Origin of the sequence: Burkholderia sp. SIMBA_062 (genome assembly GCF_046534765.1) — a bacterium.
GTDB lineage: Bacteria > Pseudomonadota > Gammaproteobacteria > Burkholderiales > Burkholderiaceae > Burkholderia > Burkholderia ambifaria.
Genome location: NZ_JAWRYD010000004.1, coordinates 128041 through 153954 on the forward strand (window position 1 = coordinate 128041; position 25914 = coordinate 153954).

Below are 25914 nucleotides of genomic sequence, written 5' to 3' on the forward strand. Positions count from 1 at the left end.
TTCATCGTCACACCAGAAACGTCTCGGCCAGCTTGACCCAGTACGACGCGCCGGTCGGCAGTACCGCGTCGTTGAAGTCGTAGCCGGGGTTGTGCACCATGCAGCCGCCCTCGCCGTCGCCATTGCCGATGATCAGGTAGCAGCCCGGCCGCTTCTCGAGCAGGAACGCGAAATCCTCGCTGCCGGTGAGCGGCACCATCTCGTCGATCAGGTTCGCTTCGCCCACCCACTCGCGCGCGACGCCGCGTGCGAACGTGGTCATCTGCGCGTCGTTGACGAGCACCGGGTAGCGGCGCTGGTAGTCGATCGTCGCGCTCGCGCCGAACACGGCCGCCTGCGCATGAACGACTTCCTTGATGCGCGCTTCGAGCAGGTCGCGCACCTCGGGCTTCAGCGCGCGCACGGACAGGCGCATCTGGGCGCGATCGGGAATCACGTTCGGCGCATCGCCCGCGTGGATCGCACCGACCGTGACGATCGCCATGTCGAGCGGCGACACGTTGCGCGACACGATCGTCTGCAGCGCGATGACGATCTGCGCGCACACGACGACCGAATCGATCGCCTTGTGCGGCACCGCGCCGTGGCCGCCGCGCCCCTGCACGTCGACGATCACGGTGTCCGACGATGCCATGAACGGCCCCGGCAGGAAGCCGAACTTGCCCGTCGGGAAGCCCGGCATGTTGTGCATCGCGAAGATCGCATCGCACGGGAACTGCTCGAACAGCCCGTCGTCGAGCATTTTCTTCGCGCCGCCGAGCCCTTCCTCGGCCGGCTGGAAAATCAGGTTCAGCGTGCCGGAAAAGCGCCGCTCGCGCGCCAGGTGCTTCGCGGCCGCGAGCAGCATCGCCGTGTGGCCGTCGTGGCCGCACGCGTGCATCTTGCCGGGTGTCGTGCTCTGGTACGGCAGGCCGGTCGACTCGTGGATCGGCAGTGCGTCCATGTCGGCGCGCAGGCCGAGGCGTTGCGTGCCGTTACCGACCTTCAACTGCGCGACCACGCCCGTGCCGCCGAGCCCGCGGTGCACCGTGTAGCCCCATGCGTGCAACTGCTCAGCCACAAGGTCGCTCGTCGCGAATTCCTCGAAGCCCAGTTCGGGGTGGGCATGAATGCGGTGCCGGATCTCGATCATTTCGTCAGCGAGGCCTGCGGGAATCACGCTGTGCGTCACGGTGTCGTCTCCTGGGGTCGGTGGGGAATGTGCTGGCAAGGATAGTCCGTCGAGCAGCAACCGGACAGACAGAAAGTCGTCGTGGAGGCAACCTGGAGTTGCTGGCCGATCATGGCGGCGGATGAGAAACCGCCCCTGCCGGTGGAAACCGGCCATTCGGGCGACTGCCGCGCATGAGCCGGATTCGCGACACTGCGTGTTCGGTCTCGATTTCTCAAGTGGGAGGGTGGGTTGATTGCCGTTGGCCATTCCGGAATAATTCCGTCGTATCAAAGGGTTGAGCGCTCCTGTTCATTTTTTGACGGATGTACATTTTTTGTGTACGCTGACAAAAAAGTGAACAAGCGATCCCTCCCGATGCCCGAGAACGCCACCCTGTCGATCGCGGAACAGCACGTGCTCGACGAAGCCTGCGCCGCGTTCGAACGCGCAACCCGACGCTTCAACGCACGGCCGGTGCGCGTGCCGGCCGCATCCCGCGCGCATGCCGACGCGATGATCCGCTTCCGCATTGGCGGGCAGACCTTCGAGATGCCGGCCGCGGTGACCGTCGGTGTCGAATCGGTGCAGGACGCCCGCGCGGCGCTGCATCGGCGCGGCGGCGCCCCGCTGCCCGGCGAGCGGCCACTGATGCTGGTCGCGCCGTACGTGTCGGCCGAGCTGGCCGCCCGCCTGACCGATCACGGCATCCCGTTTCTCGATACCGCCGGCAACACGAGCCTGATCCTGCCGGAGGCGACCGTGCTGATCTCCGGCCGGCCGAAACCTCCCCGCACGCCACGCCGGCAGGCGTCGCGCGCGACCACGCCCAAGGGGCTCGCGGTGATGTTCGCGCTCGCGACGCAGCCGGGCCTCGTCGCGCAACCGTACCGGGCGATCGCCGTCGCGTCGGGCGTCGCGCTCGGCACGGTCAATCTCGCGATGGACGACCTGCTTGCGCGCGGCCTCGTCGCGCAGCGGCGCAATGGCGAGCGCCTGATGCCCGACTGGCCGCGCTTCGTGCAGGAATGGGTTGCGCTGTATCCGAGCCGGCTGCGCGCGAAACTGCCGGCCCGGCGGTTTGCCGCCGTCGCGCCCGACTGGTGGCGCAACTTCGATTTCGCGGCATTCGATGCGCGGCTCGGCGGCGAACCGGCGGCCGGCCTGCTGACGCACGACCTCAAGCCAGCCGCGGTCACCGTCTATACGCACGGCGCCGTGTCGAACCGCCTGCTGCTCCAGGCGCGCCTGCGCCCGGACGAGCGCGGCGACGTCGAACTGCTCGAAGCGTTCTGGCCGCCGTCGCCGGCGCTCGACTGGCGCGAGCAGGACATGCCGCTCGTGCCGCCGCTGCTGATCTACGCGGATCTCGTCTCGTCCGGAGACAGCCGCAATCTTGCCGCCGCCGAACACATCCATGACCGATACCTCGCCCACCCGCCCGCTTGAAGTCGATGCGCGCCGGCCGCTCGAGCCGGCGGCGGCCGCGCTGCTGCGGGCGGTCGGCACGACCTGCGTGCAACTCGACACGGCATTCGTCGTCGCCGGCGCAACCGCGCGCGACATCCTGATGTGGCATGTCCACGGCATCCGGCCGGTGCGTGCGACGCGGGACATCGACGTCGCGGTATGCGCTGTGAGCTGGCCGTTTCACGAGCGGCTCGTCGATGCGCTCGTCGCGACCGGGCAATTCGCGCGTGCGCCGAAGCATCGGCAGAAACTGCTGTTCGACAGCGGGACGCGGGGATTTCGCACGGAGCTCGATCTCGTGCCGTTCGGGCCGCTCGAAGCACCGCCCGGCGAAATCGCGTGGCCGCCGCGCGGCGATTTCGTGCTGAACGTGCTGGGCTTTCAGGAGGCGGTCGATACGGCGCTGGCCGTGTCGATCGGCGCCGACATCGCGGTGCCGGTGGCGAGCCTGCCGGCGCTCGCGCTGCTGAAATTGCTCGCGTGGAAGGATCGGCGCGCGCGCCAGAACAGCGACGCGTACGACCTGTTGTTCCTGCTCACGCATTTTCACGACGCGGGCAATCGCGAGCGCATCTGGGACGTCGCGCCCGATCTGCTCGAACGGCACGGTTTCCAGCCGGAGCTGGCGGCGGCCGGGTTGCTCGCGCGCGATGCGAAGCGGATTGCTTCGCCGCAAACGCACGATGCGATCCGCACGCTGTTATTCGACGAAGCGGTTTACGCGACCCTCGCGCAGGACCTGCAGGCCCGCGCGTTCGCGCTGCTGCCGGGTGAATTCAACGATGACGCCGACCGGTATCTCGACGCGTTCCGCGGTGCTTTCCTCTCGGAGCCGCCCTTTCCTCGCGCGTGACGTGCTGGCGCGGACAGCACCGCCATCGCGCATTCGCCACCCTAGGCCGAGGCCGCCCAGTCTTCGAGAGACAACCCCGCGACACGGCTGAATTCGCGACTGTTGTTCGTTACAAGAACGGCACCGGCCGCGATCGCGTGACCGGCGATCGACGCGTCGTTCGCGCCGATCGGCGTGCCACGTGCGGCTAGATCGACGCGAATCGCGGCCGTTGCATCGACCGCCGCGGTATCCCACGACAGCACGCCGTCCAGCCGCGTGACAAAGGCCGTCACGAGTTCCGCATGCTTCGGCGAAGCCTTTCTGCCGACTGCGCCGAACCGCATTTCGGCATAGGTGATCGCCGACACGACGATCCGGTGCTGCGCATTGACGCACGACTGCAACCGGGACAACACCGCGGATGGCCGCTCGCGCATGATGAACGAACAGATGTTCGTATCGAGCATGTAGAGCGTAGTCACCGGTCCGACCCCGTCGGTGCATCGTCCAGGTCGAAACGACCGGGTTCGACGACCGCCGGGCGCTCGGCGAGGAAGTCGGCATCGGCCCGTGGTTCACTCGCGAACGACAGCCACGTCGGCCGCACCGGACGCAGCAGCAACGTGTCGCCCTCGCGGCGGATCTCGAGTTCCGTCACACCCTCGAACTCCATGTCCTTCGGGATGCGGATTGCCTGGTTACGGGCGTTCTTGAAAATGGAAACGGTGCGCATGAGCCACTCCACAGGAGTACGATGCGCCCATTCTAAGCATATGCTGGCATATGTCAATGTCAGGGAACGTGGATCGGGGATCGCGCCCGATGCCATCGTGGGTGTGCTTTCCATGTCGGCGGACCTGCTGTGATGAGGATACAAGCCATTCTTCCTCATGCCGACCGCCCGATCCATATCCCGAACGGTCGATGCCCGCGGCCCTTCAAGCCGCGCGAAACGTCGTCGCTCGCGAATCGACGCATCGACGCATCGACCCTTCGCGCCCCCGTCCCGTCACGGCAGCCGGAAAGTGTCGAAGAATGTCTCGCGCTCCATCACGGTGAGCGCCGCCCGCTTGTGCGGGAAGTCGAACTCCTTCAGCGTGTAGAACCCGAGCCGATGCATGTACGCGATATGCCGCACGTGATCGACGCGTGGCTCGCCGACGAGCCGCTGCGTGCGCGGTTCGTCGACGAACATGTAGTGCAGCACCCCGCTCCACCATGCATGCAGCTTGCCCGCGCTCTGGAAGCGCGAGTCGCCGATCAGCAGATGCAGCCCGCGATCGTAGTCGTGCGCGTCGTAGAACGGCGCGAGGCGGTCCTCCTTCGCCCAGTAGAACTCGAAATAGCCGAACGGCGTTTCGTCGAAATAGCCGATCATCGGATGCATGTGCGGATCGGCGAGCCTCTCCGCGAGATACGCGGCGTGCTCGTCGCGCGTGCCGCGCTGATCCCAGAAATGCGCGACGCGATCGAGGTTCATCCAGTCGCTGAACAACTGCGCATGTTCGTCGATGTCGACGGTACGCAGGCTGAACGTCATCCCGACCTGCGGCATGGTGCGCGCATAGATTTCGCCGGCCGGCGACGGCGGCCGCACCGGATGCCGGTGGCCGTTCGTGATCGCATAGCGCAGCGGCATCCCGCCCGACGCAGGCGCCTTCAGCCACGGCCGCGGGTTCTGCCAGAACGTCGCGCGCGATGCGCTCAGGCGCAACCGGTCGCCCGCGACCTGCGCGCCGTCAATCACGCCCTCGCGCACCGCGCGCGCGACGTACGACGCGACGGCCGCCGGCCCGGCGCCGCCGAGCGGCACCGACACCGTCGCCGCGTCGTGCCGCGTGTCCGTGTTGAACAGGGCGACGAATTCCGCGAGCAGCGCGGCCGGCGGATCGTCGGGCCGCCACGCGTCGAGCGTGCATTCGGCGGCGGCCGCCGCATGGCCGGGCGCGGCGCCGTCGAGCGCCGCGGCCACCTCGCCTTCGACGGCGTCCGCCGTGCCGGCCGGTTTCGTGAGCGTGTCTTCCATCACAGTGCTCCCGCGTCATGGCGATCGGCGAGGACGTGCAGCCCCCGCTCGAGCGCCGGAAACAGGCTGCGCTGGAAGTTGTTCCAGCGCAGTTCGAGAATCGTGTCGTCCGGCGCGATCGGCGTGTCGAGCACGTCGCAGATCACCTCGCCGGAATCGATGCCGTTGTCGACGTAGTGGAACGATGCGCCCGTCATCGTCACCGGATCGACGCGCGACGTCGTGCCGCTCGCCCAGTCGACCCGTTCGCCGCGCGCGCCGTGCAGCGCATCGAGCGTCGCCCACGCGCCGCGCCGCTGGTACGGCGAATCGTCGGCCGTGATGCCGGGATGGATGTTCGCGATGCGGCGGTGAAAGCGCGCGCCGGGACGCACCAGTTCGTCGAGGATCACGAGCAGCCCGTCGAGCACGACCACGTCGGCGTCGAGTTCGAGCAGGCGTTCGAGCAGGCGGCGCTCGAACGCCTGCTTGCCCGTCACGCGCTCGCGCGCGTCGCGCGGCAGCCGGCGGTACGTCGACGCGATCGTGCAGAACAGTTCGTCGACCGGCCGGCCCTGCACGGTCAGCCCGTCGGGCAGGATCCACGGGCGGCCCGGCGTGCGCGCGAACCCGTAGTCGGCGACCTTCGCGCGATCGGCGGGCGAGCCTTCGTCGTCGTCGACGATCACGCCCTTGAGCGTGTAGCGCTCGCCGAGCGGCGAGTCGTTCAGGCGCTCGACGAGGAATTCGAGCGGCGCCTTCATGTAGCGCGTGCCGCCCTGGTAAGCAACCGGCTGGCCGGCGCGATCGGCCGCGCCGTTGCGCAGCGACTGGATGTAGACGAGATTTTTCTTCGGCATGGAGGCGTCGTGGAAAAAGCGGACGACGGCACCGCGGCCCGCCCGCACCGGCCCGAAGGCCGGCCGGCGCGCCGCGGCGCGCGGCGTCACCAGTTGTATTTCGCGGTGGCGATCACCGTACGGTCGGTACCGAAAATGCACACGCTCGTCGACTGGCAACCGCTGATGTAGTGCCGGTTGAACAGGTTCGTCCCGTTCACGGCAAAGCGCCAGTTACGCGTGTCGTAGTGCACGCCCGCATCGAACAGCGTGTAGCTCGATACCGTCAGCGAGTTGTCCGCCGCACCGGCCGCCGCGCTCTGGTAGCGCACGCCGCCGCCGAGGCCGAAGCCCGTGAGCGGCCCCGTGTGCCACGTCCAGTCGGCCCACAGCGACGCGATCTGGCGCGGCCGCGGAATGTCGACCGGCCAGTTGTTCAGCAATGCGTCGTTGGCCTGCACGTTCTTCACGTCCTGATAGACATACGACGCGATCACCGACAGGTTCCGCGTGAGCCTGCCGGTCGCGCTCAGCTCGATCCCGCGCGAACGCACCTCGCCCGTCTGCACCGACTTCGTGTTGGTATTGTCCTGGCTCGGCAGCGCCGGCGTGAGCACGTTGGTCTGGTTGATCTGATAGATCGCCGCGTTCAGCATCAGGTTCTTGCCGGGCGGCTGCCAGCGCAGGCCGGCTTCGATCTGCTTGCCGCGCGTCGGCTGCGGCAGCCCGCCGCCGAGCAGGTTCACGCCGATCAGCGGGTTGAACGACGTCGCATAGCTGATGTACGGCGACAGCCCGTAGTCGCCCTGGTACGTGAGGCCGACGCGGCCGGTGAAGGCCGTCACGTCCGCCTTCGTCGACGTGCCGCCCTCGCGGTCGTCCATCCGCATGTTGACCCAGTCCTCGCGACCGCCGAGCGTCAGCGTCCAGCGGTTCCACTTGACCTGGTCCTGCACGTACAGCCCGAACGTGTTCATCGTCGTGTACGTGTTGGTGCGGTACGTGGTGTTCGGCGGCGAGAACACGGACAGCGTGACCGGCGTGTAGACCGGGTTGTAGATGTTCAGCGTCGGCGCGGCGGCCAGCCATTCGCTGTCGGTCGCGGTCTGCCGGTTGTACTGGAAGCCGAGCAGCAGCGTGTGCTCGAGCGGCCCGGTGCCGAAGCGGCCCTGCAGGTTGTTGTCGATGTCGAAGCGGCTGTAGTTCGTCTGGAACACGCCGGCCCAGCGGTTGATGTCGGTCGTGCTGCCGTCCGCGAGGCCGTTGCCGAACACCGAGCCGTTGTCGAGCGACAGGTGCATCCAGCGCACGTTCTGCCGGAACGTCCACATCGAGTTCAGGTTGCGCTCGAACTGATAGCCGAGCGACCACTGCTTCTTGCGGTAGTAGTTGAAATTCGGGTCGCCGCCGTAGACGTCCTTGTCGAGCTGCCCGTTCGGGTTCGGCAGCACCGTGCCTTGGGCCGGCAGGAAGTTCGACGAGATGTCGCCCCAGTCCTGCAGGTACGTGGCTGACAGCGTCAGCGACGTATCGGCGTCGGGGCGCCAGCGGAACGTCGGTGCGAGCGCGACGCGCTGGTCGTTGTTCGGGCCCGTCAGCGCGTTGCCGTCGCGCGCGACGCCGACGAACCGGTATGCATACTTGCCGTCCGCGTCGAGCTTGTCGCCGACGTCGATCATGAACTGCTTGCGCGCATAGTTGCCGAACTGCACGCCGGCTTCGCGCACGCGCTCGCCGTCGGCCGTCTTGGTCTGCACGTCGATGATCGCGCCCGGGTCGCCCGCGCCGTACAGCACCGACGTCGGCCCGCGCAGCACGGTGATGCTGTCGATCATGTACGGATCGACGCGCCAGCTCGACAGGTTCAGCGTGTTCGGCACCTGCAGGCCGTTCACGTATGCGGTCGGCGTGAAGCCGCGCAGCGCCGCGTACCAGTCTGAACGGTTGTCCGAGCCGTACGACGAGAAGCCCGGCACGTAGCGCAGCGCAGCGTTCACGTCGGTCGCGCCGGTCATCTCGATCTGCTGCGCGGTGACGACGTTGATCGTCTGCGGAATTTCATTGATCGACGTATCGGTCTTGGTGCCGGTTCGGCTGCGCTTCGCGACGAGACCGACCGTGCCGTCGCCTTCCGAGCCCGCGTTGACGTTGATCGCCGGCAGCGTGCCGTTCGCCGGGCCATTCGGCGTGCCGTTCGGCGCGCGGGTCGACGAACCGGTCGGCGCATTGGCCCCCGCACTCGCCGCCGCACCGTTGCGCGCACTGTCGGCCGACGCCGCCGCGCCTGCGTTCACGGCCGGTGCCGTCTGCGCGAATGCGTGCCCTGCCGCCATCCCGAACGTCACGCTCGCCGCGGCCGCGATCGCACGCAAACGCGTGCCTGTTGCCCACTCCATCTTTCTCTGCTCCACTTTTTTGATGCGGTCTCCGACCGCGCCTTTGTCAAAGAGCGAAAGCCATGCGGCCCGCGCTCGCCCCGTCTTGATGTCGTTGTTCATGCAATGCCCGGGCCGCGCCATCATCGTGGGCGGGCGCGATCCCTTCTTCGAGCGACGCGCAGATCTCGTCCGCGCGGCGTGCCAGCACCGACAGCAGCGTGTCGGACAGGCCGTGGCTGTCTTCGCAGCAGCCTTGCAGATAGATGCGCGGCGTGAAGTGCTCGGGCGTCGCGAGCAGGTAGTCGCGCGTGACGTCGCCGCGCGTGAGCGCATCGCCGAGGTGCGGCGCCAGCCCTTCGAGCAGCGCCGAATGCGTGTCGCGCCGATAGCCGGTCGCGAGCACGAGCGCGTCGAAGCACTCGACGCGCGTCGCGCCGTTCATCCGGTCGCGCAGCGTCAGCTCGATGCGGCCGTCGGCGGTGCGCACCGCGGCTTCGATCGCGCTGTTCGCGAGCAGCGCATGACGCGGCGTGCCGTCGATGCGCTGCAGGTACAGCATTTCGTAGATCTGCTCGATCAGCGGCCGGTCGACCACCGCGTAGTTGGTGTCGCGGTAGCGCTCGAGCAGCGCGCGGCGTGCATCGTGCGGCTGCGCGTAGACGACGTCGGTGAACTCGGGGCTGAAGATCTCGTTGACGAACGGACTGTCGTCGGCCGGCTTCAACGCGCCCGCGCGCATCACGAGGTTCGCGTCGACATGCGGGAAGCGGCGCGCGAGGTCGATGAACACTTCAGCCGCGCTCTGGCCCGCGCCGATCACCGCGACGCGGCGGCGTTCGCCGTCCGGCGCCGCGACCAGCCGGTCGATGTCGGTCAGGTACGACGACGAATGGATCACGCGGTCGCGGCCGAGCGCGGCGAACGCGTCCGGCACCGCCGGCGTGCCGCCGACGCCGACCGACAGCGCACGCGTCACGCGCTGGCGCTCGCGGCCGGCCGCGTCGCGCGACAGCACGCGCAGCGCATCGATGCGCGCGCCGTCGCCGCGCACGGGCTCGATCGCCATGACGGTCTCGCTGTAATGGACGTGCTCGTCGAACGCGTCGGCGACCCAGCTCAGGTAGTCGTGGAATTCGACGCGGGTCGGATAGAAGTTCTTCAGATTGACGAATTCGTTCAGCCGGCCGCGCTCGAACAGGTAGTTGATGAACGTGTAGCGGCTCTTCGGATCGCGCATCGTGACGAGATCCTTCAGAAACGAGATCTGCATCCGGCAGTCGTCGAGCAGCATGCCGCGGTGCCAGCCGAATTCCGGCTGCCGCTCGATGAAGCAATGGGCGAGCGGGCGCGCCGCGCGCCGCTCCTCCAGACGGATGGCCAGCGCCAGATTCGACGGCCCGAAGCCGACGCCGATCAGGTCGAATACGGTTTCTCTCTGCATGTCTCTCAGCTCCCTTGTCGGTGAAACCGGCCCGTCAGACGTGACGGCCGGAGAAGAAGGTCTCGCGCAGCGTGCGCATCCACAGCGGCTGTGCGTCGGCGAGCGCCAGGCGGCGCTGCCGCGCGAAGCCATGCCGCGCGAGGGTGTCGACGACCCGCGCGCGGCCGGCCGGGACCGCGCAGCCGACCGCTTCGGTGCGCGGGTCGTCGAGAAACAGGTAATGCACGACGGACGGCAGCCAACCGGCCACGCAGTGCGGGCCGCGCCAGCGCGACTCGCCGACCAGCATCCGCAGCCCGCGGTCGTAGTCGCGCGCGCCGACGTGCGGCGCGAGCGGGTCTTCCTTCAGCCAGAACGCCTCGACATACGCGAACGGTTCGCCGTCGAAGCAGCCGACGAGCGGCGTGACGTGCGGATCGGCGTCGGGCGCGGTGCCGTGGGCGCCCGGCTGCGTGCCCGGCCAGCCGTCGCGCACGCGCGGCTCGTCGAACCAGCGCGCGACGCGTGCGGCGTCCTCGCCCGGTTGCCAGCCGCGCAACGTGAAGCGCACGCCGAGCGCCGGCAGGTCGCGCGCATACACGTCGCCGCGCGGCGCAGGCGGCCGGCGCGGATGACGCCGGCCGTCGGTCAGCATCGGCAGCGTCGCGCACGGCAGCGGCGTGCCGACGCGCCACAGATCGGCCTGCTGCGCCCAGCCTTCGCGCATGCACAGGCCGCCGTCGGCGAGCACGCCGCTCGCGCGCAGCGCATCGAGCGCGACCGCCGGCCACGCGGCCGGGTCGAGCCGGATCGCCGCGCGGCGCACGTCGTCGGAAAACGCGGCGGCGAGCGCGGCCAGCAGCGCGCGGCGCTGGTCGGCCGGCGCCGCGCGATGGTTGTACGCGACGAGGCGCAGCGTGCCGTCGTCCGCGAGTTGCGCGCGCAGCAGCTGCGCGCCGATGCCGTCGCCCTGCGCGACGCGGATCTCCGCGTCGTCGCGCGCGGCGAACAGGCCGTCCGCGAACGCGAGACGGCAGGTGTCGGGCATCGTGAAGCCGTCCGGACGCACTTCAGCCAGCATCGCGCACCTCCTGCTCCGTTTCGGTCGCGGCCTCGATTCGCGCGGCGAGCGCCGCGAGCGTCGGCGACGCGAACACGTCGGCCACCGTCAGCGCATGACCGGCGCGGCCGGCCGCGTCGACGAAGCGCACGACGTCGAACGACGTCGCACCGGCCTCGAACAGGTCGGCGTCGGGTGCGGGCGCGGCCGTCGCGAACGTGTCCGACCACAGCGCGGCGAGCGCGGCGGCTGCGTTCGGCGCGACGTCGCTCGCCGCCGTGACGCGAGGGGTGTCGCCGGCCGGCGTGGCCGCCGTGTGCGCGGCGAACAGCGCATCGGGCGCGCCGAGCGCCGCTTCCGGCGCACCGGCAAAACGCGCGACTTCGTCGTGATAGAGATCGACGAGCGCGTCGACGAAGCGGCCGTCGAGCAGTTCGTCCGCATAGGAGAACGCGGCACTCACGCGGCCGTCCGGATGCTCGACGACGTCCAGCTCCAGCGTGAACACCACGCGATGGCGCACGTCGTCGAATTCGGCGAGCGCCAGGCCGGCCCAGTCGCGCGCGGCGGCGCCGGTCGGGCGCAGGTAGTTGAACATCACCTGGAACAGCGGATTGGTATGCGCGGCACGCGGCGCGCGCAGCGCCGCGACGACGTCGGCGAACGGCACGTCGGCATGCGCATACGCGGCGAGCGCCGTATCGCGCACCTGCGCGAGCACGTCCGTGCGGCTGGCCGCCGCATCGAGCCGCGTGCGCACGACCACGGCATTGATGAACAGACCGAGCGCATCGCGCGCCGCATCGCCCGTCAGCTCACGCCTCGACGCGAGCACGCCGACCGGCTGGTCGGCCGCGCCGGTCACGCGGAACAGCGCGGTGTTGAGCGCCGCGTGCAGCAGCATCGGCAACGTCGCGTGCGCGGCCGACGCGGCGTCGCGCGCGGCACCGATCAGCGCCCCGTCGAACTCGAACGCGATGCGCGCCGCACGCCATTGCGGGACGGCCGGCGCGTTTGCGCGCCGCGGCAGCACCGAGGAAGGCAGATCGGCCAGCGCGTCGCGCCAGTATGCGGCGCGGGCGGGATGGCATGGTGCGGGCAGCACGAGCGACGTGTTTTCCGTCGTCGACGCTGCCGCTGCCGACGATACCGAAGCGTCGCCCCGCACGTGCGCGACATAGCGTGCACGCACGGCGTCGAGCCACAGCTCGATCGATTCGCCGTCCGACACGATGTGATGGATCGTCACCGACAGCACATGATCGTCCGCGCCGAGCCGCAGCACGCGTGCGCGCCACAAGGGCGCATCGGCCGCGAGATCGAACGGCGCAAGCGCATCGGCGTCGGTCAGCGCCGCCGCGCGGGCGAGCGCGTCGGGCTGTGCGGACAGGTCGACGAGCGGCAGCGCGACGGGCGCCGCGGCGTCAATGCGCTGGCCCGGCAGCATGCCGTCGCGCACGACGAGCCGTGCGCGCAGCGCCGGATGCGCGGCCGCCGCCGCCGAAAACGCGGCGCGCAGCGCATCGACGTCGAGCGGGCCGCGCACGCGCAATGCGACCGGGATGTTGTAAGCGGCGCTGTCCGGCTGCGCGCGCCACAGGAACCACAGGCCAAGCTGCGCGGGCGACAGCGGCCACACGCCATGCGCATCGGGTTTGACCACCGCGACGCCCGGCGCCGCGGCGCCGGCATGCGCGGCGCGCGGCGCGTCGCCCACCTGGCGCGCGTATTGCGCGAGCACCGGCGCTTCGAACAGCGCCCGCACCGGCACGTCGCGGCCGAGCCGCTCGGCGACGCGCGTCGCGACGCGCACGGCCGCCAGCGAATGGCCGCCGAGTTCGAAGAAGTGATCGCCGCGGCCGACGCGTTCGACGTTCAGCACGTCGCGCCAGATCGCCGCGAGCGCGGCTTCGTCGCCGTCGTGCGGCGCTTCGTATGCGCGTTCGACGCGCACCGGGGCCGGCAGCCGTGCACGGTCGACCTTGCTGTTCGCGTTGCGCGGCAGCGCATCGAGCACGATCAGTTGCGCGGGCACCATATAGTCGGGCAGCGTGCGGCGCAAGTGTGCGTCGAGCGTCGCGGCCTCGACCGGCTCGGCGGCCGCCTGCGCATCGGCGCTCAGTTCGACGTACGCGACGAGCTGCGCGTGCGCGCCCTGCCCGTGCACGACCGCGCATGCTTCGCGCACCGCGTCATGCGCGGCCAGTTGGGCCTCGATCTCGCCCAGTTCGATGCGCAGCCCGCGCAGCTTCACCTGGTGATCGACGCGGCCGATGAAGTCGAACACGCCGTCCGCGCGGCGTCGCACGAGATCGCCCGTGCGGTACAGGCGCGCACCCGGCGCGCCGTACGGATCCGGCACGAAGCGCTCGGCCGTCAGCGCGGGACGATCGAGGTAGCCGCGCGCGACGCCGATCCCCTCGCCGCCCAGGTACAGTTCGCCGATCACGCCGACCGGCAGCGGATGCAGCCGCTCATCGAGCACGTGCGCGGTGCGCGCGCCGACCAGCGTGCCGATCGGCAGATAGGCCGCGTCACCCAGCTTCGCGAGATCGTCGCCGGGACGGAACATCCACAGCGTCGGCGTGATCACGGTTTCGGTCGGGCCGTAGCCATTGACCACGCGCACGTTCGGCATCGCGCGGCGCAGCATCGCGAACGCTTCGCGCGACGTCGCTTCGCCGCCGACGGTCAGCGAGCGCAGCGTCGGCGGCGCCCCATGCGCGAGCGCCCATTCGGCGAGCTGAGCCGCGCAGCCGGGCGGCACGTAGGTCATCGTCACGCCATCGCGGATCATCATCGCGCAGGTCTGCGCGGGCGGCCACAGCACGTCGGCCGTCACCGACACCGCGGCACCCGACAGGTATTGAGAAAACCAGCCTTCGTGCGCGCCGTCGAAGTTGACCGACTGGAACAGCAGGAACACGTCGTTCTCGCCCGCGCCGTAGCGCTCGGCAATCGCCACGCAATGTCGTGCGAACGCCGCGTGATCGACAATCACGCCCTTTGGCTTGCCGGTCGAGCCCGACGTGTAGATCGCATACGCCGCATGGCCGGGCAGCACGTGCGGCAGCGCGACGTCCGCCGCGTCGTCGAGCGCGTCGACTTCGTCCGCGCGCCAGATCCGCAGTGCCGGCAGCTCGGGCAGCGACGCGGCGCTCGCGCCGTCGGTCAGCACGTGCGCGATGCCCGCATCGCCGACGATCTGCGCGAGCCGCTCGCGCGGATGAGCCGGATCGAGCGGCACGAACGCGGCGCCCGACTTCAGCACCGCGATCAGCGCGACCAGCAGGTCGACCGAACGCTGCAGCGCGACGCCGACGCGCATCTCGGGCCGCACGCCGGCCGCGACTAGATTGCGCGCGATGCATGCCGCGCGCGCGTCGACCTCGCCGCGCGTCAGCGCGCGATCGATGTCGGCGACTCCGCGTGCGTCGGGCCGCGCGTTCGCATGCGCGGCAATGCGCGCGTGCACCGGCACGAACGGCTCGGCTTCGGCCGCGCCCGCTGGCGCGTTCCACGCGAAGAGTTGCGCGCGTTCATCGGCCGGCAGCCAGTCGAGATCGCCGATCGGCAAATCGGGGCGATCGAGCGCGTCGCCGAGCAGCGTGACGAAGCGTGCGGCGAGCCGCTCGATCGAATCCGAGTCGAACAGATCGAGCGCGTAGATGAACGCCGCGTCGAACGTGCCGTCGGGCGTCGCCTCGACGGCAAGCGTCAGGTCGAATTTCGCGGACGGCGTGCCGGACGGCAGCCATGCGGCCGACGCCGCGCCGAGCGCCGGCAGCGCACGGCGCTCGCCATACGCGGCCATCACCTGGAACAGCGGATGGTGGCTGGCGCTGCGCGGCACGCCAAGCGCGTCGACGACCTGCTCGAACGGCACGTCCTGGTGCATCTGCGCATCGACGAGCGCGCGCTGCGTGCGCGCGACCAGTGACGAGAAATCGCCGTGTGCCGGCACGTCGACGTCGATCGCGAGCGTGTTGACGAAGAAGCCGATCAGGCCGGCCGTTTCCGCGCGCTCGCGGTTCGCGGCCGGCACGCCGACGCAAATCCGCGCGTCGCCGGTCGCACGCGCGAGCAGCGCATCGAGCGCCGCGAGCAGCACCGCGAACGGCGTCGCGCCCGATGCGGCCGCGAACGCGCGCAGCCGTGCGCCGATACGGGCGTCGAGTGAAAACACATGGCGTGCGCCGCGCGCGCTGCGGCGTGCGGGCCGCGCGGCCGCACCGGGCAGCGTGAGCACGCCGCGCTGCGGATCGAGCCGTTCGCGCCAGAACGCGAGCTGGCGATCGCGTTCGCCGGCATCGAGCCAGCGGCGCTGCCACAACGCATAGTCCGCGTACTGGATCGGCAGCGGCGCGAGCGGCACCGGCTTCCCCGACGCATACGCGCGATAGAACGCCGCGAGCTCGTCCAGCATCACGCCCGACGACCAGCCGTCCGACACGATGTGGTGCACGGTCAGCGCGAGCCAGTGATGCGTCGCGTCGAAGCGAATCAGGTGGGCGCGCACGAGCGGCGCCGCGCCGAGATCGAATGCATCGGCTTCGTCGGCCGCGGCGACGCTTTCGGCGCGCGCGACGCGCTGCGCGTCGGGCAGCATTTCGAGATCGGTCTCGCGCCACGGGCAGCGCAGCGGCGGATGAATCGTCTGCGCGACGCCGTCCTCCGCTTCGTCGAAGGTCGTACGCAGCGCTTCATGGCGCGCGATCAGCGCATCGCACGCGAGCCGCAGCGCGTGCGCGTCGAGCGGGCCCGTCAGCGCGAGCCGCTCGGTGATGTGATACGCGTCCGGCGCGTCGATCAGCCGCGCGTGCAGCCATAGCCGCGTCTGCGCGAACGACGCCGGCACGCGATCGCTGCGCGGCGTGCGCGGCGGGATCGGCAGCACGCGGAAATCGATGCCGGCCGCGCCGAGCTTGTCGATGAACACCGCGCGCTGCGCGTCGGGCAGTTGCGCGAAACGCGTCGCGAGCGCGAGCCAGTCGGGTTGAACCTTCGTCATCCGTCGTCCTTATTGGGTTTCCAGTTCGCCGAGCAGCGCGTCGATCGCGCTCGCCGCGTCGGTCCCGCCCTGTGCCGCGCAGGCCGCGTCGATCGCATCCGCGCAGCGTGCGAGCGTGCGGGTGTCGAACAGCGTGCGCAGCGGCAGCGCGAGACCCCAGTGCAGGTTCGCCTGCGCATGGGCCTGCGTCGCGAGCAGCGAATGACCGCCGAGCAGGAAGAAATCGTCGTCGCGGCCGATCGCGTCCACATGCAGCACGCGCTGCCAGATCGCGGCGAGCGCGCGCTCCGTGTCGGTCGCGAGTTCGACGGCCGCGGCCGCCTCGCGCACCGGCGCCGGCAACGCATGGCGGTCGCACTTGCCGTTCGGCGTGACCGGCAGCGCGTCGAGCTCGATCAGCTGCGACGGCACCATGTACGCTGGCAGCTGCGCGCGCAGCGAATCCAGCAGTGCCGCGCGGTCGAGCGAAGCCGCGTCGCCCCGTGCGACATAGCCGATCAGCTGCTCGTCGCGCACGATCACGACCGCGTCGTGAACGCCCGGCGCCAGGCGCAGCAGCGCCTCGATTTCACCGGGCTCGATGCGCTGGCCGCGCAGCTTCACCTGCGTGTCGACGCGGCCGAGGTAGTCGAGTGCGCCATCGGCGCGGCGCCGCGCGAGGTCGCCGGTGCGATACATGCGTGCGCCCGGCACGAACGGATCGGGCACGAAGCGCTCGGCGGTCAGCCCCGGGCGGCCGAGATAGCCGCGTGCGAGGCCCGCGCCCGCCAGATACAGTTCGCCGGTCGCGCCGACCGGCACCGGCTGCCATGCCGCGTCGAGCACGTGCAATTGCAGGTTCGCGATCGGATGGCCGATCGGCACCGCGACGGCGCGCGCGTCGTCGGGGCCGCAGGTCCAGTGCGACACGTCGATCGCGGCTTCCGTCGGCCCGTACAGGTTCACGAGCGTCGCGTTCGGCATGAGCCGTGCGACCTTCGCGACGAGTTCGGGCGCGAGCGCTTCGCCGCTCGCGACGATCAGGCGCACGCTGTCGCATTGCGCGGCGGCCGAGAAATCGTCGAGATACGCGGCGAACGCGGCCAGCATCGACGGCACGAAGTGCAGCACCGTCACGCCGTGCGCATGGATCGCGGCCGCGAGACGGGCCGGATCGCGGTGGTCGCCGGGCGCGGCGATCGCAAGCTTCGCGCCGATCGCGAGCGGCCACACGAATTCCCATACCGACACGTCGAAGCCGAACGGCGTCTTGTGCAGCACGACGTCGTCGCGTGTCAGCCGGTACGCGTGCTGCATCCACGCGATCCGGTTCGCGAGCGCGCCGTGCGAGTTGCCGGCGCCCTTCGGCTTGCCGGTCGAGCCGGACGTATAGATCAGGTACGCGAGCCGGGCGTCGTCGATGTCGGTGTCGGCCGCGGCTTCGTTCGCTGCGCTTGGTTCGCCTGCTTCGTCCGCGAGCAGATCGGCCACCGTCAGCAGCTGCGTCGTCGCGTCGTCGCCGAGCGCGGCCTCCACCTGCTCGCGCAAATGGGCCTGCGTGATCGCGACCGCTGGCCGCGCGTCGCGCAGCAGGTACGCGATGCGCTCGGCCGGATAGTCGGGATCGACCGGCAAGTACGCCGCGCCGGCCTTCAGCACGCCGACGAGCGCCGTCACCATGTCGAACGAGCGCTCGACGCACAACGCCACGGGCGTATCGGGCCGCACGCCGCGCCGGCGCAATGCGGCGGCGACGCGCGTCGTGGTCAGATCGAGTTCGCGATAGGTCGCGCGTTGCACGGTGCCGTCGGCATCCGCGTATTCGAGCGCGATCGCATCGGGCGTCGCCTGTGCGGCGGCCGCGAATTGCAGATGCAGCGGCTGCCGCTGCGCGTGCGGCCACGTCCGCGCGGTGTCCTGCGCGCGCGCCAGCGCGGCGCGCGCCGCGTCGTCGGCAATCGACAGCGTGCCGAGCAGCGCATCCGGCGTGCGGGCCAGCGCGTCGAGCGCGCATGCGAACGCGCGGTGCCAGGTCTCGACCTGGTGCGCATCGACACGCGCGGTGTCGTAGCCGTAGTCGATCGTCAGCTCGGCGCCGCTCTCGATCACGAGTGTCAGCGCGAAATCGGTCGCTTCGATGCTGCGCACGTCGCTCAGCGCGAGCGCGCGCGGATCGGCGTCGCGCACCGTCTCGTCGACCGGATAGTTCTCGAATACGACCAGCGTGTCGAACAGTGCGCCGCCGGCGCCGCGCGCCCAGCGCTGGATATCGGCGAGCGGCGTGTGCGCATGCTCGGCGGCGGCCGCGTTCTCGCGTTGCAGCGCCTGCAGCCAGTCGGCCGCGCGCTGCTGCGGCTTCGGCGCCGTGATCACCGGCAGCGTGTTGATGAAGAGGCCGAGCACCGAGTCGACGTCCGCGAGTGCATCGGGACGGCCCGCGACGGTCGCGCCGAACGCGACGGCCGGCTGGTGCGTCATGCGCTGCAGCGCGAGCGCCCACGCGCCCTGCACCAGCGTGTTGACGGTCAGCTTCAGCGCACGCGCCGTGTGTGCGATGCGCGTCATCCCATCCGCGTCGATCGTCGCGCGCCACGTGACCATCTCGGCGTCGGCACGATCGGCCACGCGTTCGGCGATCAGCGTCGGCGCGTCGAGCCGCGCGAGCCGGTCGGTCCAGAAGCGTTCGTCCGCGGCGCGATCGCGGGTGCCGAGCCACGCGATGAAGTCGCGATAGCGCAGCGCCGGGCGGCTCGCGAACGGCGACACCGCATCGGGGTCGCGATAGTCGCGCAGCACGTCCGCGAGCAGCCGCGCGGTGCTCCAGCCGTCGAGCAGCACGTGGTGACGCGTCCAGACGACGCGCCACGCGTCGTCCGTCACGCGGATCAGCGTGAGCCGCATCAGCGGCGGCTCGCGCCAGTCGAAGCCGCGGGCGCGATCGGCCGCGAGCCACGCGTCGAAATCGGCGTCGAGCGTGTCGCCGCGCGTGCGCCAGTCGAGCTGCTCGACCGGCATCTGCGCATGGCGATGCACGCATTGCAGCGGCGCGGCCTCGTCGGGCATCACGCTGGTGCGCAGGATGTCGTGGCGCGCGACGGATGCGCCGAACGCGGCCGCGAGCCGGTCGGCGTCGAGCGCCGTCGCGGTCGCGACGAGCTGATTCACGTAGCTGGCGTGACCGGGCGCGAACAGCGCATGGAACAGGATCCCCTGCTGCATCGGCGACAGCGGATACACGTCGTCGATCGTGCGCCAGTCGAGCGGCGCGCGTTCGATCGCGGCCTGCGTGAGGCCGGCAGCCTGCGCGAGCGGGAAATCGCCCGGCGTCGCGCCGCCGCCGCGATGCGCGACCCGCGACGCGCAGGCATCGGCGAGCTCGCGCAGTGCGGCGGCAAAGCGCTCCGCGAATGCGTCGATCGTCGCGCGCTCGAACTGCGGCGCGCCGTATACCCAGTGAACCTTCAGCGTGCGTGCGCCGTCGCGATCGGTATCGAGGTACGCATGGATCGCGAGCGTGTTGCCGAGCGGGCCCTGGCGATCGCGCTCGATACCGGTGCCGCCGAAGCGCGGCACGAGCGTCGCATCGCGCGGCGCGTCGAACTGGCCAAGATAGTTGAACGTGACACGCGGACGCGGCACGGCGGCCAGCGCCGCACGCGTCGCCGCATCGCCGTAGTGCGCGAGCACGCCGAAGCCGAGCCCCTTGTACGGCACCGCGCGCAGCGCATCCTTGACCGCGCACAGCGTGTCGCGCGCGGTCGCTTCGACCGGCAGCGTCACCGGATAGTGGCTCGTCAGCCAGCCGATCGTGCGGCTCGCGTCCGCGTCGTCGAACAGCGCCTCGCGGCCATGGCCTTCGAGTTCGACGCGGCACGACGCGGCGCCGCCGGCGCCGGCCAGCGCCAGCGCGAGCGCCGCCCCCAGCAGTTCGATCGTCTGCGTGCGATATGCGGCGTGTGCGTCGGTCAGCGCGGCGCGGGTCAATGCCGCGTCGATCGTCTGCACGACGACGGCCGCATCGGCGTTCGTCGCCGGTGCGTCGGGATGATCGGGCACGAGGTCGTCGCCCTGGGCCATGCCGGCCCAGTATACGGTTTCAGCGGCAAACGGCGAGACGGGCTGCGTCGCGGCACGCGCCAGGCGGGCGGCCCATGCATCCGCGCGCAGGCCCGGCTGCGACAGGCGCGCCGGCGCGCCGTCGCATGCGGCGCGGTACGCGGCGTCCAGGTCGTCGAGCAGGATGCGCCACGACACGCCGTCGACGATCGCATGGTGGATCGCCAGATACAGCTGCGTCGAACCGTCCGGCAGCCGCGCCGCGCACGCGCAGGCGAGCGGCCCGCGGCCGAGGTCGAGGCGGCACTGCAATGCGTCGAAGCGCGCCAGCGCGTCGGCTTCGTCGCGGGCGGCGACTTCGACGAACGGCAGCGCGTCGTACGGCTTCGCCGCGTCGCTCGCGTGCCACTTGCCGTCCGCGCCGCGCGCGAAGCGCTGACGGAATGCGTCGTGATGGGTCAGCAGCGCATCGAACGCACGCGCGAACGCATCGGCGTCGAACGGGCCGCGCACGTCGAACGCGACCGACTGGTTCCAGTGGCCCGGATGCGGCACGTCGAGCGCGAAGAAGCGCTGCTGCGCGGGCGTCAGGATCGCCTCGGCAGCCGGTGCGGACTGCGCCGGCGCCGGCGTTGTCGTCATTGCAGCGGCGGCGTCCCCGGTCTTCGCGATACGCGCGAGTTCAGCGACCGTCGGGCCGTCGAACAGTTGCTTCGGCGTGAAGCGCACGCCGCGCTTGCGGGCGCGCGCGATCACTTGCAGCACGAGGATCGAGTCGCCGCCGAGTTCGAAGAAGTTGTCGTCGCGGCCGACGTGCGGCGCCTTCAGCACCGCTTGCCAGACTTCGGCGAGCGCCGTCTCGACCGGGCCGCGCGGCGCGGCGCCGGCAGCCGTCGCCACCGGCGCAGCTGCCCGTTCGCGCAACGCCGCGCGATCGATCTTGCCGTTCGCGGTCACCGGCAGGCCGGCGAGCGCGACGAACTGCGCGGGCACCATGTAGTCGGGCAGCGTCGCGCCGAGCGCCGCGCGCACAGCGGCCTCGTCGAATGCCGCACCGTCGCGCATCACGACGAACGTCGCGAGCCGCAGGCGGCCGTCGTGCTCGATCGCGAGCGTCTCGGCCTGCGCGATCGGGCCGGCCGCGCGCACCGCCGCGCTCACCTCGCCCGGCTCGACGCGATAGCCGCGAATCTTCACCTGATCGTCGATGCGGCCGAGGAACGCGAGACGGCCGTCCGTGCGCAGGCGCACGCGGTCGCCGGTGCGATACAGGCGCGCACCGGGCGTGAACGGATCGGGCACGAAGCGCTCGGCGGTCTGCGCCGGCCGGTTCAGGTAGCCGCGCGCCACGCCCGGCCCGCCCAGATACAGCTCGCCCGTCGCCCCGGCCGGCACGCACGCGCCGAACGCGTCCAGCACCAGCGCGCGCGCATTCGGCAGCGGCACGCCGAGCGGCACGCCGCTCGCCGGATCGCGCGCATCGGCCGCGATCGACGCGGTGTCGCAGGCAATCGCGCCGACGGTCGCTTCGGTCGGCCCGTAATGGTTGATCACGCGGCAGGCCGGCGTGAGCGCGGCCACGCGCGCAACGAGCGCCCACGTCAGCGTTTCGCCGCCGGTCACGAGCGCGTGGCGCGGCAGCACGTCGGCCGGCACGCGCGCATCGAGCAGCGCCTGCAGATGGCTGGGCACGATCTTCAGCACGCCGACGTCGCGGCCGCGCATTTCCTGCGCGAACAGGTCCGGATCGAACGCGCACGCGGCCGGCAGCAGATGCAGCGTTCGGCCCGCGCAGAGTGCGCCGAACAGCGTCGTGTGGCCGAGGTCCGCGGCGACGGTCGACACCATCGCGAACGACGCGTCCGGCGCGAACGCGAGCTCGTCGAGCATCCCCTGCACGTAATCGGCCAGTGCGCCGTGCGACACGACGACGCCCTTCGGCGTGCCGGTCGAGCCGGACGTATAGATCAGATAGGCGCCCTGTTCCGGATGCGGTGCGACGCGCACGCCGGCCGCATGGGCGAGCGTCGCGTCCTGCGCGAGCGTGTCGACGTCGAGCGGCTGGGCGTCGATGCCGGCCGGCCACGCGGCCACATCCGCGACGAGCGCCCGGCGTGCGCCGCAATCGGCGGCCGCGGCCGCGAGGCGCGCGGCCGGCTGTGCCGGGTCGAGCAGCACGGCCAGCGCGCCGGCCTTCAGCGCGCCGAGCAGGCCGGCGACGAAGCGGGCCGACCGCTCGATGCAGACGATGACGGGCGCTTCGGCCGTCACGCCCTGCAGCTTCAGTGCATGCGCGATGCGGTTCGACGCGTCGTCGAGTTCGGCGAACGTCAGCGACGTCGACGCATCGGCCAGCGCGACGCGATGCGGATAGGCGGCCGCCTGCCGCGCGAATGCGGCGACGATGTCTGCGTATTCGATGCTCAGCGCACGGCCGTCGCGCGGCTGGCGCGTCGCCGGCGACGCATCGCACGGCAGCGCGGCCGTCGCGCATTGCGGTTCATGTGCGGCGCACGCGAGCAGCGCCGCATAGCTGTCGAGCCATGCGCGCGCGGTATCGGCGTCGATGCAGTCGGTCGCGTACGCGGCGACGAGTTCGATCCCGTTCGCGTCGTCGGTGAAGTCCAGCGCGAAGTCGAAGCGCGCGGCGAGATCGGGGCCCGGCGTCGCAACCGCGGTCGCGCCCGGCAGCACGCTGTCGTGGCGCGCATCGAACTGCTGCGCGAATTTCACGCGCAGCCATTCGTCGCCGCGCTTGACGGGCGGCTTCACCGCATCGACGACGCGCTCGAACGGCACGTCCTGGTGCGCGACCGCGTCGAGCGCCGCCGTGCGTGCCGCGTCGACCAGCGCGCGGAACGGCAGCGTCGGCGCCACGCACACGCGCAGCGCGACCGTATTCAGGAACAGGCCGAGCAGCGCGCGCGTTTCCGGGCGCTGGCGATGCGCGACCGGCACCGCGACGACCACGTCCGTCTCGCCGGTCAGGCGCGACAGCCATGCGTCGAGCGCGGCCAGCAGCACCGTGAAGACGGTGGCCTGCGCGTCACGCGCAAGACTCCGCACGTCGGCCGCCACTGCGTCGGGCAGGCGGACCGACACGCGTGCGCCCTGCAGCGTGCGCGTCGTGCCCGGCTGGCGGTCGACCGGCAGCGCGAGCGGGCCCGGCACGTCGCGCAATGCGCCGCGCCAGTATTCGAGCTGACGCTCGCCTTCGCCGCCGGCGAGCATGTCGCGCTGCCAGTCCGCGTAGTCGGCGTACTGGATCGGCAGCGCGGGCAGCGACGGCTCGCGGCCTTGCGCGTACGCGCGGTACGCGGCCGACAGCTCGTCGAATGCGCAGCGCGAGCTCCAGCCATCGGTGATCGCGTGATGCGCGGTCAGCAGCAGCCGGTGGCGATCGTCGGCGAGCACGACGAGCGTCGCGCGCAGCAGCGGCCCGCGCGACAGATCGAACGGCGCGCCCGCGTCGCATTCGGCAATGCGGGCCGCTTCCGCGTCGCGTGCCGCCGGCGGTTGCTCGCGCAGGTCGAGCGTCGTGATCGCCACCGGCAGGTGTGCATGGATGCGCTGCATCACGATGCCGTCGTCGTTGTCGACGAGCGTCGTGCGCCACGCGTCGTGCCGGCCGATCACGTGATCGAGCGCGCGCTGCAACGCAGCGCGGTCGAGCGCGCCGTCGATCGTCCAGTGCGCGGCGATGTGATAGGCGGCGCTTGCGTCGCGCGTCTGCGCGAGTACCCAGAAGCGTTGCTGGGCGAGCGATGCCGCGCGATCGACGTGCGGCACATCCAGATCGGCCGGCGCACGGCGCGCGGCGATCGCAGCCAGCGGTTCACCCGTTTCGCGCTCCGCGCGATCGACGTGCGCGGCGAGCTCGGCCAGCGACGGATCGGCGAACAGCGTGTCGAGCCGCAGGTTCACGCGCAACGCGGCGCGAATCGCGGCCTGCAGTTGCATCGCGGCGAGCGAATCGGCGCCCAGTGCGAAGAAGCGGTCGTCGCGCGACGGCGTCGTGTCGAGCCCGAGCAGCGTCTGCCAGAAGCCGGCGATCTGCGCTTCGGTCGGCGTGCGCGGTGCGTCGCCCGCCGGTGATTCGGCGTCGCGCGCGGCGGCGATGCGCTCGCGCAGCGCGGCACGGTCGATCTTGCCGTTCAGCGTATATGGCAGCGCATCGCAGCGCACGAACCGGTGCGGCTGCCACGCGGCGGGCAACTGCGCGCCGACGTGCGCCTTCAGCGCCGCATCGTCGGCGGCCGCGCGCAGCGCGACGCACGCGATCAGCCGCGTCGGCCCGTTGCCGGTTTCGGCGATCACGGCCGCGTCGGCCACCGCCGAATGCGTGCGCAGGCACGCGGCAACCTCCGCGGGCTCCACGCGCACGCCGCGCACCTGCACCTGATCGTCGAGACGGCCGAGATAATCGAATGCCCCGTCGGCGCGCAGGCGCGCGAGGTCGCCGGTGCGGTACACGCGCGCACCGGGCTCGCCGTGCGCGTCGGGAATGAAACGTTCGGCCGTCAGCGCGGGGCGGCCGTGATAGCCGCGCGCGACGCACACGCCGCCGAGGAGCAGTTCGCCGCCCTCGCCCGACTCGCCGGCCGCGTCGCCATCGATGCGCGCGACACGCGGGCCGATCACGCGCCCGATCGGCAACGACGCATACGCATCGTGCGCGGCCAGCTCGGGCGTGTCGCCCGGCTCGACCGGCCACAGCATCGGCGAGATCACGGCCTCGGTCGGCCCGTAACCGTTGATCAGGCGCACCGACGGGAAGGTGCGGCGCACGAATTCGAATGCCTGCTGCGGCAGCGCTTCGCCGCCGAACGCGAGCACGCGCAAGGCCGGCGGCACGCCGTCGCGCGCGGCGAACGCCGCGAATTCGCGCAGGTAGGCCGGCGGAAACGCGGCGACGCTCACCGATTCGCGCACCATCAGCGCATGCGCGGCGTCCGGCGCGAACGGCTGCGGCGGCGCAATCGTCACGCTCGCGCCGACCGCGAGCGGCGCGAGCCAGCATTCGTGCGCGGCGTCGAAATTGACCGACGCGAAATGCAGCAGGCGGTCGCCGCCCTCGATCGGCAGCGCGGCCGCAAGCGCGTCGCAATGCGCGGCGAGCGGCCCGTGCTCGACGACCACCGCCTTCGGCGTGCCGGTCGAGCCCGACGTGTAGATCATGTAGGCGGCTGCGCGCGGATGCACCGGCACGTCCTCGTCGCCGGCGAACGCGGCGGCATCCGCGCCGTCACCGGTGGCCGACATCGCGTCGAACGCGTGTTCGAACGGCGCGCCGAGCGCCGCGCGGCCCGCCGCATCGACGATCCCGTGACGCAGCTGCGCATCGCGCACGATCCAGTCGAGGCGCGCGGCCGGATGACGCGGATCGAGCGGCACGAACACGCCGCCCGCCTTCAGCACGGCCAGCAGCGCGACGAACAGCTCGCACGAGCGTTCGACGCAGACGCCCACTCGCACTTCCGCGCCGACCCCGGCCGCGCGCAGTTGACGGGCCAGGTGCGACGCACGCGCGTCGAGCGCACCGCGCGACAGGCGCAGGTCGTTCTGGAAAGGCGCGGCGAGCGCGGGCGCGTCGGGCGCACGGCGCGCCAGTTCGCGAATTCGGTGGTGCAACGCAGTCGGGAAACTCGTCATGTGCGTGAAGTCCTTCGGTCCGGCCGCTTCGGCCAAGTCTCGGGGCCGCAAGGGGCGGC

The 25914-nt window shown here is 71.1% G+C and carries 12 protein-coding genes; 2 read left to right on the forward strand and 10 right to left on the reverse strand.

Annotated features, from left to right (window positions below; genetic code table 11):
- Nucleotides 1–7 precede the first annotated feature (7 nt).
- Entirely contained in the window at nucleotides 8–1171 is a 1164-nt protein-coding gene (locus SB786_RS05570) for a M20 aminoacylase family protein (RefSeq protein ID WP_410726624.1), read from the reverse strand.
- A gap of 357 nt (nucleotides 1172–1528) precedes the next feature.
- On the opposite strand from SB786_RS05570, the gene SB786_RS05575 reads away from it, so the two are divergent.
- Together SB786_RS05575 and SB786_RS05580 are read left to right on the forward strand one after the other, a co-directional pair.
- A complete protein-coding gene (locus tag SB786_RS05575) occupies nucleotides 1529–2599 on the forward strand; it encodes a type IV toxin-antitoxin system AbiEi family antitoxin (RefSeq protein ID WP_410726800.1) in 1071 nt (356 codons plus the stop codon).
- Entirely contained in the window at nucleotides 2568–3473 is a 906-nt protein-coding gene (locus SB786_RS05580) for a nucleotidyl transferase AbiEii/AbiGii toxin family protein (RefSeq protein ID WP_410726626.1), read from the forward strand. Before SB786_RS05575 ends, SB786_RS05580 begins: the two co-directional genes overlap by 32 nt.
- A 41-nt stretch (nucleotides 3474–3514) precedes the next feature.
- On the opposite strand, the gene SB786_RS05585 is transcribed toward SB786_RS05580, so the two are convergent.
- From SB786_RS05585 to SB786_RS05625, 9 genes are all read right to left on the reverse strand, one after another.
- Nucleotides 3515–3937 (reverse strand): PIN domain-containing protein, encoded by a 423-nt coding sequence (locus tag SB786_RS05585; RefSeq protein WP_228907579.1) that lies wholly within the window; start codon nucleotides 3935–3937, stop codon nucleotides 3515–3517.
- Nucleotides 3934–4188: a type II toxin-antitoxin system VapB family antitoxin gene (gene vapB / locus SB786_RS05590; protein ID WP_410726627.1), complete on the reverse strand. Its 255-nt coding sequence runs from the start codon at nucleotides 4186–4188 to the stop codon at nucleotides 3934–3936. Before vapB ends, SB786_RS05585 begins: the two co-directional genes overlap by 4 nt.
- Before the next feature lie 276 nt (nucleotides 4189–4464).
- Nucleotides 4465–5481 carry a GNAT family N-acetyltransferase gene (locus tag SB786_RS05595; protein ID WP_410726629.1) on the reverse strand — a complete coding sequence of 339 codons (1017 nt, stop codon included), beginning with the start codon at nucleotides 5479–5481 and terminating at the stop codon, nucleotides 4465–4467.
- A complete protein-coding gene (locus SB786_RS05600; protein WP_410726631.1) occupies nucleotides 5481–6320 on the reverse strand; it encodes a formyltransferase family protein in 840 nt (279 codons plus the stop codon). Before SB786_RS05600 ends, SB786_RS05595 begins: the two co-directional genes overlap by 1 nt.
- Nucleotides 6321–6406: 86 nt before the next feature.
- On the reverse strand, nucleotides 6407–8695 hold the full coding sequence (locus SB786_RS05605) for a TonB-dependent siderophore receptor (protein WP_410726633.1): 2289 nt from the start codon (nucleotides 8693–8695) through the stop codon (nucleotides 6407–6409).
- 46 nt (nucleotides 8696–8741) lie between these two features.
- A complete protein-coding gene (locus SB786_RS05610) occupies nucleotides 8742–10118 on the reverse strand; it encodes a lysine N(6)-hydroxylase/L-ornithine N(5)-oxygenase family protein (protein WP_410726635.1) in 1377 nt (458 codons plus the stop codon).
- 34 nt (nucleotides 10119–10152) lie between these two features.
- On the reverse strand, nucleotides 10153–11178 hold the full coding sequence (locus SB786_RS05615; protein WP_175665177.1) for a GNAT family N-acetyltransferase: 1026 nt from the start codon (nucleotides 11176–11178) through the stop codon (nucleotides 10153–10155).
- A complete protein-coding gene (locus SB786_RS05620) occupies nucleotides 11168–16168 on the reverse strand; it encodes an amino acid adenylation domain-containing protein (RefSeq protein WP_410726637.1) in 5001 nt (1666 codons plus the stop codon). Before SB786_RS05620 ends, SB786_RS05615 begins: the two co-directional genes overlap by 11 nt.
- 9 nt (nucleotides 16169–16177) lie before the next feature.
- A complete protein-coding gene (locus tag SB786_RS05625) occupies nucleotides 16178–25855 on the reverse strand; it encodes an amino acid adenylation domain-containing protein (protein WP_410726639.1) in 9678 nt (3225 codons plus the stop codon).
- Between the last annotated feature and the right edge of the window lie 59 nt (nucleotides 25856–25914).

Coding starts and splice junctions, on each gene's coding strand:
- SB786_RS05610 (WP_410726635.1), bottom strand. CDS start 10,118: ATGCAGAGAGAAACCGTATTCGACCTGATCGGCGTCGGCTTCGGGCCG.
- SB786_RS05625 (WP_410726639.1), bottom strand. CDS start 25,855: ATGACGAGTTTCCCGACTGCGTTGCACCACCGAATTCGCGAACTGGCG.
- SB786_RS05605 (WP_410726633.1), bottom strand. CDS start 8,695: ATGGAGTGGGCAACAGGCACGCGTTTGCGTGCGATCGCGGCCGCGGCG.
- SB786_RS05575 (WP_410726800.1), top strand. CDS start 1,529: ATGCCCGAGAACGCCACCCTGTCGATCGCGGAACAGCACGTGCTCGAC.
- SB786_RS05620 (WP_410726637.1), bottom strand. CDS start 16,168: ATGACGAAGGTTCAACCCGACTGGCTCGCGCTCGCGACGCGTTTCGCG.
- SB786_RS05615 (WP_175665177.1), bottom strand. CDS start 11,178: ATGCTGGCTGAAGTGCGTCCGGACGGCTTCACGATGCCCGACACCTGC.
- SB786_RS05595 (WP_410726629.1), bottom strand. CDS start 5,481: ATGGAAGACACGCTCACGAAACCGGCCGGCACGGCGGACGCCGTCGAA.
- SB786_RS05600 (WP_410726631.1), bottom strand. CDS start 6,320: ATGCCGAAGAAAAATCTCGTCTACATCCAGTCGCTGCGCAACGGCGCG.
- vapB (WP_410726627.1), bottom strand. CDS start 4,188: ATGCGCACCGTTTCCATTTTCAAGAACGCCCGTAACCAGGCAATCCGC.
- SB786_RS05580 (WP_410726626.1), top strand. CDS start 2,568: ATGACCGATACCTCGCCCACCCGCCCGCTTGAAGTCGATGCGCGCCGG.